Origin of the sequence: Lactobacillus sp. UMNPBX16 (genome assembly GCF_002553775.1) — a bacterium.
In the GTDB taxonomy this organism is placed as follows: domain Bacteria; phylum Bacillota; class Bacilli; order Lactobacillales; family Lactobacillaceae; genus Lactobacillus; species Lactobacillus crispatus.
Window position 1 is genome coordinate 58171 of sequence record NZ_PCYU01000005.1, and the last position, 14671, is coordinate 72841.

Here is a 14671-nt window from a genome sequence, read left to right on the forward strand (position 1 = left end):
TTTCTTCATAAAGTTGTAAACTGTGAAAAAAGACAAAATGGAGAAAATTATGACTGAAAAAAAAGAAGAAAAAGAATCATGGGGTAAGTTTTTCCTAGATATCTTAATTATCTGGGGTATTTTATTTGGCGTTTATATGTTGCTCTTCCACTTCGTTTTGAGCAACGATACGGTGTCTGGTCCATCAATGCAACCAACCTTTCAAAATGGTGATCGATTGATTGCGGAACGTCATGCACAAATCAAACGTGGTGAAGTGGTCATTGTTAAAGCCCCAGATGAACCAGGTGCTTTGTACATTAAGCGTGTTATTGGTTTGCCTGGTGAAAAAATCGTCAGCAAAAATAATCAAATCTACATTAATAATAAAAAGATTGCTCAACCTTGGTTGAAACAAGGAACGAAGTTAATTGATAATGGCTCAGATACATTTTATTCTGAGACTCAGAATTTTACTATGCAGTCACTGATGCGGGCGCGGACTTACCAGCAATACTTTACTAGAGCGCAGATTAAATATGTGCAGGATACTGGGCGCATTCCGAAAGGAACATATTTCGTAATGGGTGATCACCGGAGCGTTTCTAAGGATAGCCGTTATATCGGAACCATTAAGCGTAGTAGTATCGTTGGCGTAGTTAAAGTACGTTACTGGCCGTTGAACCAATTTAAAGTTTACTAATAATGAAGATATTCCTAAGGGAATATCTTTTTTAGATAAAAAATAATTGCATGAATTGGCATAAGACTATATAATTCAAAAAAAGCAAACTTGATGGAGCAACATGTTTCATTTAAAAAACATGCCGCTCCATTTTTTATTTTGAGGAAGGTGCGAGTAATTATGGATGAGAAGCCGAGATTAAAACGCGGGCTTAAGAGTCGTCACGTAACAATGATTGCAATAGGGGGAGCCATTGGTACTGGCCTATTCTTAGGTTCTGGTTCAGCCATTCATAGTGCTGGCCCTTCAATTATTTTGTCGTACTTAATCGTAGGGATTATCACCTTTTTTATGATGCGTGCTTTAGGAGAGCTTATTTTAGCCGATCCTGATAGTCATTCATTTTTAGAATCAATCAAAAAATATTTAGGTAAGCGTGCCGAATTTGTAGCGGGCTGGATGTACTGGGCTTGCTGGCTTAGTTTAGCTATGGCTGATTTGACTGCGACAGGAATTTATTTAAGATACTGGTTTCCGTGGCTACCGCAATGGGTTGGCCCTTTAGTAATTGTGATCTTATTGATGTTGATTAACATGGTAAATGTCGGATTATTTGGTGAACTGGAAAGTTGGTTCTCAATGATTAAGGTAATGGCAATTGTAGTCTTAATCATTACCGGTGCTGTAATGTTGTTACTTCATACGCATGTAAAGGGCGGTTATGTTTCACTAACTAATTTAGTTAATCATGGTGGCTTTTTCCCAACTGGGATTTGGGGCTTTCTTTTATCATTTCAAATGGTTGTTTTTGCCTTTGTTGGGGTAGAAATTGTAGGTCAAACTGCTAGTGAAACAGCTAATCCGCAAAAGGATATTCCTAAGGCAATTAACACTTTGCCAGTTAGAATCGGCCTTTTTTATGTGGGCTCAATGTTGGCAATTATGTCTGTTTATCCATGGAATCACATTACAACTACTTCAAGTCCCTTTGTCCAGGTCTTTACCGGCATCGGTGTTACAGCGGCTGCAGGGATTTTAAATTTTGTCGTTTTGACTGCAGCTATGTCAGCGACTAATAGTGCAATCTTTTCAACTAGTCGATCACTTTATTCATTAGCACGTAACGGCCATGCACCTAAAAGACTAGGTGAATTGACCAAAAAAGCAATTCCAATGAACGCTTTGATGACCTCTTCATTAATTTTATTTGTAGTAGTTGCCTTAAACTATTTAATGCCAGCAGAAATATTCTCCGTTGTCTCAACTGTTTCAACAATTTGTTTTGTGATTGTTTGGATCATGATTATGGCAGCACATATTGTTTATCGCAAACAGAATAAGCAGAATTTAGGCAGCTTTAAAATGCCGGGCTACCCAGTAACTAGCTGGCTTACGCTTGCCTTTTACATTGGTATTTTAATCTTATTATTCTTTATCAAATCAACGCAGCTGGCTTTGATTATTTCGATTTTATTTGCAATCTTTTTAGCGATCAGCTACAGTTTTGTTCGAAAAAATGATAAGGTATAGTGATTAAAGATAAATGAGAATAGATATATTTCCTAGGAAATTTTTACAGATGCTAAAGAAAGGAAGTTGGAAATGGCGAAGAAAGCACCTGAATTAAAGCGGTCGATGACAGCCGGACAGATGGAAATGATCTCACTTGGAGGAGCAATTGGTGTTGGACTATTCATGGGGGCTAGCTCAACCATTAAGTGGACCGGTCCTTCAGTACTGCTAGCTTATATTTTTGTTGGGGTTATTTTGTATATCGTAATGCGGGCATTAGGTGAGATGCTTTATGTTGATCCAGGTACTGGTTCTTTTGCAGACTATGCTTCAGAGCATGTGCATCCAATTGCCGGCTATTTAGCCGAATGGGCAAACGTGTTTCAATACATTGTTGTCGGAATTTCTGAGGTGGTGGCAACAACAGAGTATTTGCGCTTTTGGTGGAAAGGCACCTCTGATTGGGCTGCCGGCGTAATTATTATTTTATTTTTGCTGGTGGCTAACTTAGCTAGTGCGAAAGCTTATGCAACCTTGGAATTCTGGTTTGCCATGATCAAGGTTGTAACGATTATCTTAATGATTTTGCTTGGCTTTGCGGTAATTCTATTTGGCTTTGGTAATGGCGGTCATCCAGTAGGCTTTTCTAACTTGTGGAGTCATGGCGGCTTCTTCACTGGTGGTCTCAAGGGCTTCTTTTTCTCAATGGCCATTATTGTTGGTTCTTATGAAGGAATTGAGCTAATTGGGATTTCAGCTGGTGAAGTATCTGATCCGCATAAGGCCATTGTTAAAAGCGTGAAGTCAGTATTGTGGCGGATTTTGATCTTTTATGTTGGGGCAATTTTTGTGATTGTCACAATTTATCCATGGAATAAATTAGATAGCATTGGCTCACCGTTTGTAACGACCTTTGCCAAGGTGGGAATTACCGCGGCAGCTTCAGTAATTAACTTTGTAGTTTTGACTGCAGCTTTGTCCGGTGCAAACTCGGGAATTTATTCATCAAGTCGAATGTTGTATAAATTGGCACACGAAGGTGAAGCACCTAAGACTTTTGGTCACGTATCTAAGAGAATCGTGCCTAGTCATGCGATCATTGGAATTACTAGTGGGATCTTTATTGGTTTCATGCTTAATGTTTTGGCACAATTTTTGAATAAATCACTAGCTAATGTTTTTGTTATTGTTTATAGTTCATCTGTTTTGCCAGGGATGGTTGCATGGTTTGTGATTTTACTAGCAGAGTTGCGTTTTAGAAAAAAGAACCCTGATTTGATGAAGAATCATCCGTTTAAATTGCCACTATATCCATATTCCAACTATTTTGCTTTAATCATGTTGGTTGTGATTGTAATCTTTATGTTTATTAATCCAGAAACGCAAATTTCTGTTGCAGTTGGTGCAGCAGTGTTGATTATTGCGGCACTGATTTATGTGGTTAAGCATCAAAAAGATAAATAAAATTGAGTAGTAGGTAAGAAGCCTGCTGCTTTTTTGATAAGAAAATGATTGGGGACAAAATATGGATAATCCGTTTAATCCTAGCTTTGGCCGAATTCCAGCAGTGTATTTGCAGCGAAAAAAACTAATTGCTGATGTGTCTCAAGGAATAGAGAATTTAAATAGTTCATATACAATTTCGATTGTTTATGGAATGCGTGGAATAGGCAAAACTGTCTTTTTGACAGCAATGGACAGAAAGATTAGTGCATATCCAGATTGGATTGTTGTTAATTTGGCCATGGGGATGAAGTTGTTGCCTTCTTTTATTAATAGCTTATATCTGAATGCAGATTCAAAACTAAAAAAATCATTTAAATCTATTGAAGGACTAAATTTCTCTAATTTTGGATTATCGCTTTCTACAGACATTAGTAAGTTAACATATCAAGATATTTTAACGAACATGTTTGATGAAGTAAGAAAAAATGACGTTAAAGTGTTGATTACCTTAGACGAAGTAAAACTATGTCAGGAGTTGAAAGATTTTGCAAGATGTTATCAATTATTAAATCGGCAGGGTTATCCTATAGCCTTAATGATAGCTGGTCTTTCTGAAAATATCTCTGAATTGAAAAACGAAAATATAACTTCATTCTTACTACGTGGAAAGCGAATAGCTTTATCAGCATTGAATCTCTCACAGGTTGAAGCTAGCTATAGTAAAGTTTTTAAAGAATCAGGTTATCAAGTGTCGAAAAAAATTCTTGAAAAAATGGCGTTGATGACAATGGGCTATTCATATGCCTTTCAGTTGCTAGGTTATTTAGTTTTGAAAGCTGCTAAAAAAAGTAAGGTAATAGATCAAAACACTTTAGAATGTATTAAATCAGAGTACTTATTGGTGCTAAAGCAAAATGTTTATACCAAAGTACTTAGTAGTTTGTCAAAGCAAGACCGAAAATTTGTTTTAGCTATGGCTCAGAGCCCAAAACATTGTGTTTCAATTAAAGAAATTCATGAAAGGTTAAACCGTCCAAGCAATTTTGTTGCTAACTATCGTAGACGCTTGTTAGATGATCAAGTTATCAAATCTACTAATTATGGTGAAGTGGCCTTTACTTTACCGTTTTTCAAGGAATATGTATTACGGCAGTATCGCTTTGAGCAGGGACTAGAATAAGAAATATTCAAAAATTATCGTATTCAATTCAAATCTAATATTGTACTTTTTCAAAGAAATTCTCTATAATATTACATACAAAAAGTAAGCAAAAGGAGGAGCATAAATGACAAAACCAATTATCGGTATCTCAGGTTCTGTAATTATTGACGATGGAGGAATTTTCCCTGGTTATCATCGTAGTTATGTGAACGAAGACTATGTAGATTCAGTAGTTCAAAATGGCGGTGTGCCTTACATTATTCCATTTACTGAAAATGATGAGGTAATTCGTGAACAGCTTAATCATGTTCAAGGCTTGATCTTATCTGGTGGGCATGATGTTGATCCACGTTTTTATGGCGAAGAACCAATGCAAAAGATTGGTGCTACTTGGCCTGAACGCGATCATTTTGATATGCGCTTGTTAAAGTTAGCAGAAGAAAATGGTATTCCGGTACTCGGCATTTGTCGTGGTGCTCAAATTATTAATGTGGCTCATGGCGGTACGCTTTACCAAGATCTTTCATACAGAAAAGAACTTACTTTGAAACACATGCAAGGTCATACGCCAACTTTGCCTACTCATAGTATGGAAGTGGAAGCTGATAGTAAATTGGCTGAAATTTTGGGTAAAACTGAATTTCGCGTTAATTCTTTCCACCATCAATTAATTAAAGACGTTGCACCAGATTTAAAAGCAGTGGCAACAGCTCCTGATGGTGTGGTTGAAGGGCTAGAAAATAAAAAAGGTAATGTCATTGCCGTGCAGTGGCACCCTGAAATGTTGCACCGTAATTCCGATGTAGCGTTTATGAATAACTTATTTAAGTTTGTTGTTGATAATGCAAAGTAAGGAAGCAAATAGATGAATGAAAAAACAGGAGATAAATTAGGCTTTTGGTCAATTGTACTATTAGCAATTAATGCCATTATTGGGTCAGGTATTTTCTTAACACCTGGTAGTGTAGTACAACAAGCCGGTAGTAAAGCCTTAGTTGTATATTTAATTGCGGCAATTTTCGCAGCGATTCTGGCCATTTCGTTTGCGGCAGCTTCAAAGTATGTCACTAAATCTGGTGCTGCCTATGCTTATTCCAAGGCCGCTTTTGGTAAAAAAATTGGCTTTTATATGGGAGTTCTGCGTTACTTCTCAGCCAGTGTAGCTTGGGGCGTAATGGCTGTTGGGGTAATTAAGTCAACTATTTCAATTTTTGGCGGAAATCCCAATAAGGCAATAAATGTCACAATTGGCTTTTTGATCTTGATGGCAATTATTACCGTGATCAACTTGTTTGGTCAAAAAGTAGTTAAGTATGTAATGAATTTAGCCACGATCGGTAAGTTGGCTGCATTGGTGTTAATTATTATTGCTGGGGTGGTTTTGTTAATTACTACTGGTGCATCAAGCAACCTAGGACAAGTAGATCAATTGACTCAGAATGATCAAAAAATTGTGCCAACTTTAACTACAACTACCTTTGTCATGGCAATTGTTTCAGCCTTCTATGCCTTTACCGGCTTTGAATCAGTAGCTTCTGGTTCAGAAGATATGAAGAACCCTGAAAAGAACTTGCCACGAGCAATTCCATTGGCAATCTTAATTATTGCGGTTGTCTATATCGGCGTTGTAGCGGTAGCGATGGTACTTAATCCACGCGCTTTAATGACGACTAAGCAAGTTGTAGCGATTGCGGCTATTTTTAATAATGAAATCTTACGTGATGTGATCTTAGTTGGTGCCTTGGTTTCAATGTTTGGGATCAACGTAGCTTCCAGCTTTAATGCTCCACGTATTCTGGAAGCTATGGCTCGAGAGGGTCAGATGTCACAAGCATTGACGAAGAGAACAAAGAATAACTTTCCAATTAGAACTTTCTTTATTTCGGTTGGCTTGGCAATTTTGATTCCGATGGCCTTTGAATACAATATGGTCAACTTGATTACTTTAAGCGCGATGGTTAGATTCTTGGGTTTTATCGTTGTGCCAATTGCGGTTATTCAGTTCTACCGCGGTAAAGGTACTGAGAAACAAGATATTCTTAATGCGGATAAGAATGTTTGGACTGATGTAGTTGTACCGATTCTTTCAATTATCTTAGTTATCTTCTTGCTGGTTGAATATAACTGGAAGGCACAATTTGGCGTGGCTAATAATGCAGGTCAAGTTATTGGCGTTAATTGGTACGCTATTGCGATGATGATCTTTGGCTTTGTATTGTTGCCATTGATTATGGCTTGGATTTCTAGAAGAGAACGGAGATAAGAATGATTAAGTAAGAATATCTTACATTTTTGATATGATGATATGAACCAAAAATGTAAGATGTATTATTTTTATTACCATCTTTCGATATTCTATCGGAGTATGGTTTTTTAGTACTGTTTTATGATTATGGTAGTGAATATGTTCTTTAAATTGTTTGCTCTAATTCATTCATAGTCTTAAATGTATTTTCAAAAACATCTTTCTTTTAAGAATGTTAAAGCGTATTACATTAAATCAGTTAATCGTCATGTATGACATAGATTGAATAATGCCATGATTTTTAGGCTACTTTGAAAAGTAGTGTGCTGATATATTGCTCATCAGGATAAATCTATTAAGTGTAAGATGCTTCTGATAGGCTAAATTCAGTATATTTATTACTTGTAAGACTGGATACCAATTTGATGTGGTTTAATGCATAAGTAATGATAAGTGATGGTCGGAATTTCTTTCTCATTAGGATAAAATTCAGTAGTATTCAAGTAGTACCAAAAAGCTAGTTGTAATGGAACTAGTCCATATAAAGAATAGCAAGTGTGTGGAGAGGTAATTGGAAGAAAGATGCAACTACATTATTAGATTTGCATTGAAAGATAGGCTCTTGACAATAGATAGTTCTTCATATATCGCATATTTAGTAAAAAATATGATATATGCAGCTTGTATTAAATTATAATTAATACTTGACAAACTTACATGATAGAATTATTATATTTTTAATCTAAGACATATGAAAGGAGACAAAATCATGGATGATTCTATCAATTTAAGTAGTTACAAAGATTCTTTTAACGTTTCTAAGAGAGAATATTCTCAATTAGGTGGTGCTAGAAGTAATAAAACTCGTTTTTCTTACAGAACAGCGGATGATGGTGAAAACTTATTTGGAATTGAGATGGTGCACCATCATGGTGGTGGTCATGGTGGTTCTCATGGCGGCGGCGGTGGTTTTCATGTAGTCGTTGCTTGCTGTGTCTCAGTATCAACTGGTGCAGCTGGGTTAAGAAAAAGAAAACGTAAATAGAGGAGGAAAATAGTTGTCAGCCTTGTAAGGCTGACAACTATTTTAATAAATACTATGAGTTTTATATTAAAAACCAAAGCTTTTGTAAGATTTTATGCTGAGTTAGCTGTTGATAATAAGATCAGCTTGCTTTTTACACTTTTATTCCCAGCAATTTATCAATTGCTCAATTCTGGAACGGGTACAATTACTAATAACAACGATTTTATACAAGTGTGTTTACCAATGATTGCATATATTATTGTAGCAACAGCCTTAAATGGCGTAACTATGTCTATTATTTCAACTAGAAATAGTGGGTATATAAAAGCATATTATTATGCTAGCGGTAGTAGGTGGGCTATCTATTTAGCAAATTTATTTGTTCAATTAGCTATAGTTTTATTAGAGAACATAATTTTTATAATAGCATTAATGATATTATATAGGTTCTTTTCTCTTACACTGTTAGCCACTTTTGTTTTGATGACTTTAATTTCATTTCCTTTTATTGCATTAGAATTCAATATTCTGTTTTTGCTTAGAATAAGGGCATCAGATATGTCTATTTTAGCAACTGCATTATTATTAGGGCTTTTATTTTTATTTAATGTTCCTATACCCAACTTTCTAAGAATTATAGCTGAAATTAATCCTTATATGTTCGTAAGTTCCGTTTTACATGAGTTATTACGGCCTAATATTGTCGTTCTTTTTAATGTAATATTCGATTGTATAATATTTGGTTTAGTTGGATTTATTGGGTTTCAGTTTTTTGATCTACAAAATAGGGGGATTAAGAATTGACGATTGAATTAAAAAACATAACGACCGGTTATTCTAAAAATAATGTTTTTGAGAATTTTTCAGGAAAAATTTCTTGTAATAATTTAATTGTTTTAATGGGAAAAAATGGTGTTGGAAAAAGCACATTATTAGATGTTATTAGTGGATTAAAAAAAATAGATTCAGGCTCTTTATATGGAATTCCCTCTACTAAAGAAATCATGTATATGTTTCAATCTACTCCCTTTTATTCAGATGTTAAGGTTAAACAAATGATAGATATGTACAAAAGTTTTGGGAAAACTACTAGCTTCGAAAAATATAAAATTATAAAAATAAAAAATTTTTTCGATGAAAATATTAATCCATTGTTAAACCAATCTCTGGGGGATTTATCTGGAGGCGAAGCAAAACTAGTGTTTACATATGCATCTGCAATGGTGCCTAAATCACTATATTTATTTGACGAGCCACTTTCTGGAGTTGATCCAGAAAATCGAATTAAAATTATTAAGTTATTGGAAGAACTTGGACGAAAAGTACCGGTTATTATTACTTCACATGAAATTTTACCATTTAAAAATATTAATTGTACTTTAAAGTATTTATCGGCCCACAGATTTATTTTTTCTGGTAGTTATGCTCAGTTGACTAAAAAATATGGTGCAACGCCTGAAGAGGCATTTCTTAATTTAACTCAAGAAATGAGAAAGGAAAATAAAGGATATGAATAAGAATATTACATACAGAGTTGCTCAGTTCGCTATATATGAATTAGATAATCAATCATGGGTGCTACAAACAACAGAGCGTATTAATATTATTAAAAATATTAAATTAGTACATTTTTTGAAAAAAATTATGTACAGAAGATATATCACTGCTGATATATTACTTCAATTAAAAGAAAAATATGAAGATATTTTTGATGATATCGTTAAATATCTTCAAGAGAATGAAATACTATTACCGTTAAAGAATCTAAATTTTAATCTACAATCTACACTGTTAGTTACTAATAGCAAAAAAATTTATAATTTTTTTAACAATCATTATTTCGATCAGACTATATTATTACGAAACTTAAAAAATATTGATTTAAAAAATACTTTAGTAGTAGTTATTTTAAATCCTTATAATCCTGAAATAGTTCGAAAAATATATAAAAAAATCTCTAATAATAATTTCCTAATATTGGGATATTTTTATAATTTTAATTTTTATTTGGATAATATTTATCACCCTGAATTGGAATTACCTGATCATTTTGATCATATAAAGTACATTCAAACAAAAATATATTCAGATCAAACAAGTTATACTTATCAAGATTTAGTTGACATTATTTTTGAAAAAGATCCTAATTTCGGACTCATTTATCCAATTTCTTGGGTAGATTTAATTATGATATCAAATTTAGTTTTGGAAAGAGTGTTAACTATTTTTGATTTAGATGAAGATACTAATTTATACATGACTAAAGAAATACTTAAGATGGAAGAGTTAAATATGAAGACGCATAAAAAAATGGAAGATTTTGCTGAATTTTGGGAGATGGGTTAATTGAAAGATAATAAGGATTCGTTTTCTTGGCAAGATAGTTTGGTTGATTGGCCTGATTACACGGGAAATAGTTTTCCAATTACTACGTTTAGAGAAGTAAGCAAATTTGATTTGTTAAGCTCGTCTACAGCATTATGTGGAAATGAAAAAAGCTATCTAGATGATGAAATGCTTTCTTGGCTAAGACATGCGGAAAGAAATAGCAGAATACCTCAAAATTTTGAAGAGAAGATAAATTTAAAAAGTAATAATTTGGATAGAAAAAAATGTTCTTATAGATCTTTTAAAAATAAAAAAATTGCTTATGATGATTTCTCTTCACTAATGTATAAAGCTTATGGTTACGATGAACAAAATAATACTAGAGGTTATGGATCAGGAGGAGGACTATATCCGATTAATGTGATAATCTTTGTACTTGAAGATAATGCCATTGAAGACTTAAAAAGAGGAGTATATTATTTTTATCCCTTAAAAAATTGTATTTATCGTCTGAATTCATTTAATGGTATTTCAAGCAATAAACTGAATATGGCCTTGTATCCAAATAGAAAAAAGCCATATTCTAATATTGCTATTGGTTATGCTGCTGATCTTAGAAAATGTATTAGAAAGTATCAATATCTTGGCTACAAAAATGCATTAATTGAAATAGGATTAATGATACAGGCATTAAAGACTGCTTTACCTCAAAATATGGGAGAATTTAGCTGTCAAGATTTTAATAATAGATTGTTAACTACTATAGCTGATTTAGATAAAAGAAATGCTCCTATAGAAATAATACAGTGGATAGGAAGAATAGATTAACATGTTAAATTTTTATATTTCCGCATCGCAAACATATAATCTGTTTAAAGAAGATTATATATATTCACGTGCTACTTTTAATTCAATATTGGTTAATAATATGCTCAGTCCTAATGGGGGGAATGCTATTTCAAGAAAGTCGAATTTCTCATTGGCTAAAGCTATTTCAGAAGCTTGCGAACGACATGCTTTAGTTATTCCAACGACTAATCCTCCAAAAAAGTATGTTTCGTATGATGTAATAACGAACAAGATTAAATATGTTTCGGGTTATAAGATAGGTTATAATTATCAGGCTGATTCAACTGGCACTGCTACACATTTAAATATGTTTAGTGCTATTGAACACTCAATTGGAGAACTTATTGAAAAAAATGCCTTATTAAGAATGTGGTATAAGAATGATATTAAAAACATATCTACTATGGGTTGGCAACCCAATAATAGGAAAACTATTTTTTTATTGAATAGTTTCTTTTTTCCATATTATGTTGTTTTGGCTGCGTATAAAGATGAAAATCAATATTGGCATTGTGGGTTAGGAAGCTCTTTAAAAAGCGTGGACATCGCTAAGCAAAAAGCATATGAAGAATTGAATTTGATGTGGTTTCAGAATAATATAGATAGAGTTAATGTTAGTTTATCAAAAAAGTATAATAAAACTTTGTATTGGAAGTGGAATTCAGAACAAATTCAGCATATGGATATGCTATCTTCAATAAGTCACGTTAGGAGGAATAAGTGTTCCGGTCATGATCCGAAAAATATTCATGAATTGGGGTTACTGCTTTCTTGTACATTTAAACACATGTACGTAGTATTAATTACAGATGACTTATTTAACAAGCCTTTATTGACTGCTAGGTGTTTTAGTGATGAATTAATATCCTGCGTTGTCCCCAAATTTCAATTATTGAAATTAATTTCTAATAATTCAATTAATTTTATAAGTTTAAAAGATGTAAAAAATAAGGTAGATTGTCCAATAGTTTAAAATTATGTCAGAATTAATAAAAAATCTTAGAATTTCAAATTCTATTTTTGAAAAAGATACAAGTACAATAAAAATTGATGGCTTTTTTAACGCTTTACTTGGTGTGGCTAATAAACTTACTTTATCTGATTGCTTAAAGTCTGGAATGGGTGAATTTACAGAAAGGTATATTGAATTACATCCATCTAATAAGTTAAAAAAAGTTGCTGCTTTAAACATCGTTGATAATAAAATCAATTTTATTGATCCTCAGAAAGTATATTTATTAAGAGATACGGAGAATTATAATATTAATTCTTTTATTGACTCAAGTGGAACAGCTTACTTTACTAACGTGGAAGATGCGATTAAGAAAGCTTTCTTTGAATTTATAGAACGACAAAGCTTGGTTTATTCGTTTTTACGGGAATGGCCAGGTAAAAAAATTAATAAGAGAGTTATCCACAATCAATTAAAGCCGTATTCTAAATTTAAATTTTCTTATTTAATGATAAATGATATCTCAATAATAAAGGATATATATGTTATTCTTTTTGTGGGTATAAATAGAAATTCATATAATGTAGGTTTGGGAACGGATTTTAATTTGCTAACAGCTATAAATAATGCTTTAGCAGAAGGGATGGGGAATAGTCCTTTTTATGTTTCAGATAATGAAATAAAGAAGAGAAATAAATTATTAAATACTTTAGATTATCACTTAAAGTATACTGATTTACAAAGCATTGAGTCTTATTCGATGATATTTTCAAATTGGTTAACTCCTAGATATATATTGAAAAAGTTTAATTATTTAAATAAAGCTAGTGTGCAGGAAAATAAAAAGAAAGACCCGTATGTTTCTTTAAGTATAATAGAAAAAATAAAAAGAATTTCTATGGAAAATTCAATAAAACCCTATCTTACATTTTTAAATGGTAAATCTGAAAATATAAGGGGTATAGTTATGCATTTTTCTGCTAAAGAAGCATATCCTCATATTTTTACTCCATTTATAAATCCAAATAATTATAAAATTTCTTATCTTTTGCATTCAAATAATAATTTTCCAAATAAATATAAATATTTACCGTTTCCTTAAGGCGATTATACTAAAAGAAATCTAGTGTTAGATAGTAATTTAACTGAATGATTGTCTGGCACTTTTATTTTTGCTTTAAAATGAATGCACATAATCATTGGATGGTTTGATTGACCTAATACTTTGGAATAAACAGGAGTAGAGACATTTTTATTGTTTTCAACTATACCCCGAGCATTTCCGCTTGATGCTGTCACTTTGAATAAATAGATTTCAATAAAATTATTGACCAAAGTATTTTAGTTCCTGATGAATTTTCATCAGGAATTGATAAAACTACTTTGAAGAAAATTGAAAATAAACTGTTGGATTTACAGACAACGATTTTGTACATTACTCATGTTTTAGATGATAATCTTAATGACAGGTTTGATGAAGTAATAAAATTAGAATGATGTTATGAATAAAATAAAGAAGATATTATTTGCCACATTAATCCTAGTGATAATTTGCTTTTGGCTTCAGAAAATAACTCATAAAAACGGTAATTTTTGGAGTATTATTCCAATTTATTGGGCTAGTTCAGCAGCCTATCAATTTCAAATGCATGCCAATGTATCCAAAAAAGCAAAATCGATAGTTAATTTTACTCTGACAATCTTAGCAGTAGGATTATTAGGAATATTTATTTATGTTTTACTTCATAGCTAAAAAAGCTGTTAGGCATAACAAACCTAACAGCTTTTTCAATACATCAATACGCGTGATGCTAGTTAAATCGTTCTAGACAATAAGCAATATTTGAAGCAAGAATTGCTACTTCAAGCCGTTCCTGAAAGCCTGTCAGACTTCTGGCCCGATTGTTTTCTGCATTGTAATAGGCTAACAATGAAAAGTCACTTTCAATAGTTCTTCTAATTGCCATTAATTCATGATCATTATGCTCTTTGGCTCCCTTCATATTTTTTCTGTATGGTGTCCAAAGAGTATAGCCCAGCTTTTTCAGCTTATCATACAGTTGTTTTCCTAAATATCCTTCATCACCCAAAATATATTTTTGCTTAAGATCTGTATTTAGTATTAATTCTAATGCTTCTTTAGCATCGTGCACAGAAGCCGAGACTGTAAAATAGTTTGTGTAAGGATGAATGATTCCTTAAATTTATTTCTTTAAACATTAGAAAAAGGAGTTCCTTTCTCGTATGATTGGTTTGAACAAAAAAACACATACAGAAAGAAGAACTCCTTCATGAATGATTTTACCAAAGATTTTGCTCAAGCTCTATTCAATCCAGACAAAATAAATGATTTATTGCGCAAAGAGCTACAACAGGCTGTTAATAACTTGTTAGAAGCTGAATTGACTGCCTTTCTGGGCTATGATCCCTATGCCAGAAATGGCTGGAATACTGGCAATTCTAGAAATGGTGCTTATTTCCGCAAA

General features: G+C 32.7%; 14 protein-coding genes and 1 pseudogene. 14 read left to right on the forward strand and 1 reads right to left on the reverse strand.

The window, feature by feature from the left end; translation table 11 throughout:
* Window positions 1-49 precede the first annotated feature (49 nt).
* The 13 genes from lepB to CP367_RS01290 all read left to right on the forward strand — a co-directional run bounded on the left by lepB (window position 50) and on the right by CP367_RS01290 (window position 13287).
* Window positions 50-682: a signal peptidase I gene (gene lepB, locus CP367_RS01230; protein ID WP_089145715.1), complete on the forward strand. Its 633-nt coding sequence runs from the start codon at window positions 50-52 to the stop codon at window positions 680-682.
* Between the two features lie 162 nt (window positions 683-844).
* Window positions 845-2194 carry an amino acid permease gene (locus CP367_RS01235; protein WP_005721860.1) on the forward strand — a complete coding sequence of 450 codons (1350 nt, stop codon included), beginning with the start codon at window positions 845-847 and terminating at the stop codon, window positions 2192-2194.
* Window positions 2195-2266: 72 nt separating this feature from the next.
* Window positions 2267-3640, forward strand: coding sequence for an amino acid permease (locus tag CP367_RS01240; protein WP_089145714.1), 1374 nt, complete (start codon window positions 2267-2269; stop codon window positions 3638-3640).
* A 61-nt stretch (window positions 3641-3701) separates the two neighbouring features.
* Window positions 3702-4802 carry a hypothetical protein gene (locus CP367_RS01245; RefSeq protein WP_057726674.1) on the forward strand — a complete coding sequence of 367 codons (1101 nt, stop codon included), beginning with the start codon at window positions 3702-3704 and terminating at the stop codon, window positions 4800-4802.
* A 106-nt stretch (window positions 4803-4908) separates the two neighbouring features.
* Window positions 4909-5637 carry a gamma-glutamyl-gamma-aminobutyrate hydrolase family protein gene (locus CP367_RS01250; protein ID WP_005723688.1) on the forward strand — a complete coding sequence of 243 codons (729 nt, stop codon included), beginning with the start codon at window positions 4909-4911 and terminating at the stop codon, window positions 5635-5637.
* Window positions 5638-5649: 12 nt separating this feature from the next.
* Window positions 5650-7047 carry an APC family permease gene (locus CP367_RS01255; protein WP_089145713.1) on the forward strand — a complete coding sequence of 466 codons (1398 nt, stop codon included), beginning with the start codon at window positions 5650-5652 and terminating at the stop codon, window positions 7045-7047.
* 751 nt (window positions 7048-7798) lie between these two features.
* Window positions 7799-8074: a hypothetical protein gene (locus CP367_RS01260; protein ID WP_013087037.1), complete on the forward strand. Its 276-nt coding sequence runs from the start codon at window positions 7799-7801 to the stop codon at window positions 8072-8074.
* 54 nt (window positions 8075-8128) lie between these two features.
* The gene (locus CP367_RS01265) at window positions 8129-8860 is read left to right on the forward strand and encodes a hypothetical protein (protein WP_013087036.1); all 732 of its coding nucleotides are present in this window, start codon (window positions 8129-8131) and stop codon (window positions 8858-8860) included.
* Window positions 8857-9573 carry an AAA family ATPase gene (locus tag CP367_RS01270; protein WP_013087035.1) on the forward strand — a complete coding sequence of 239 codons (717 nt, stop codon included), beginning with the start codon at window positions 8857-8859 and terminating at the stop codon, window positions 9571-9573. The genes CP367_RS01265 and CP367_RS01270 overlap by 4 nt, the downstream gene beginning before the upstream one ends.
* The gene (locus CP367_RS01275; RefSeq protein WP_089145712.1) at window positions 9566-10402 is read left to right on the forward strand and encodes an McbB family protein; all 837 of its coding nucleotides are present in this window, start codon (window positions 9566-9568) and stop codon (window positions 10400-10402) included. Before CP367_RS01270 ends, CP367_RS01275 begins: the two co-directional genes overlap by 8 nt.
* Window positions 10403-11212, forward strand: a complete 810-nt coding sequence (locus CP367_RS01280) for a hypothetical protein (RefSeq protein WP_089145711.1) — start codon at window positions 10403-10405, stop codon at window positions 11210-11212.
* A 1-nt stretch (window position 11213) separates the two neighbouring features.
* Window positions 11214-12206: a hypothetical protein gene (locus CP367_RS01285; RefSeq protein WP_013087031.1), complete on the forward strand. Its 993-nt coding sequence runs from the start codon at window positions 11214-11216 to the stop codon at window positions 12204-12206.
* A gap of 4 nt (window positions 12207-12210) precedes the next feature.
* Window positions 12211-13287 (forward strand): YcaO-like family protein, encoded by a 1077-nt coding sequence (locus CP367_RS01290; protein ID WP_013087030.1) that lies wholly within the window; start codon window positions 12211-12213, stop codon window positions 13285-13287.
* Between the two features lie 709 nt (window positions 13288-13996).
* On the opposite strand, the pseudogene CP367_RS01300 reads toward CP367_RS01290, so the two are convergent.
* A pseudogene (locus CP367_RS01300) lies at window positions 13997-14350 on the reverse strand (transposase); the annotation flags it as partial.
* A 126-nt stretch (window positions 14351-14476) separates the two neighbouring features.
* Between CP367_RS01300 and CP367_RS01305 the strand changes: the two are divergent.
* The coding region (locus tag CP367_RS01305; protein WP_035163558.1) for a transposase at window positions 14477-14671 on the forward strand (195 nt) is incomplete at its 3' end.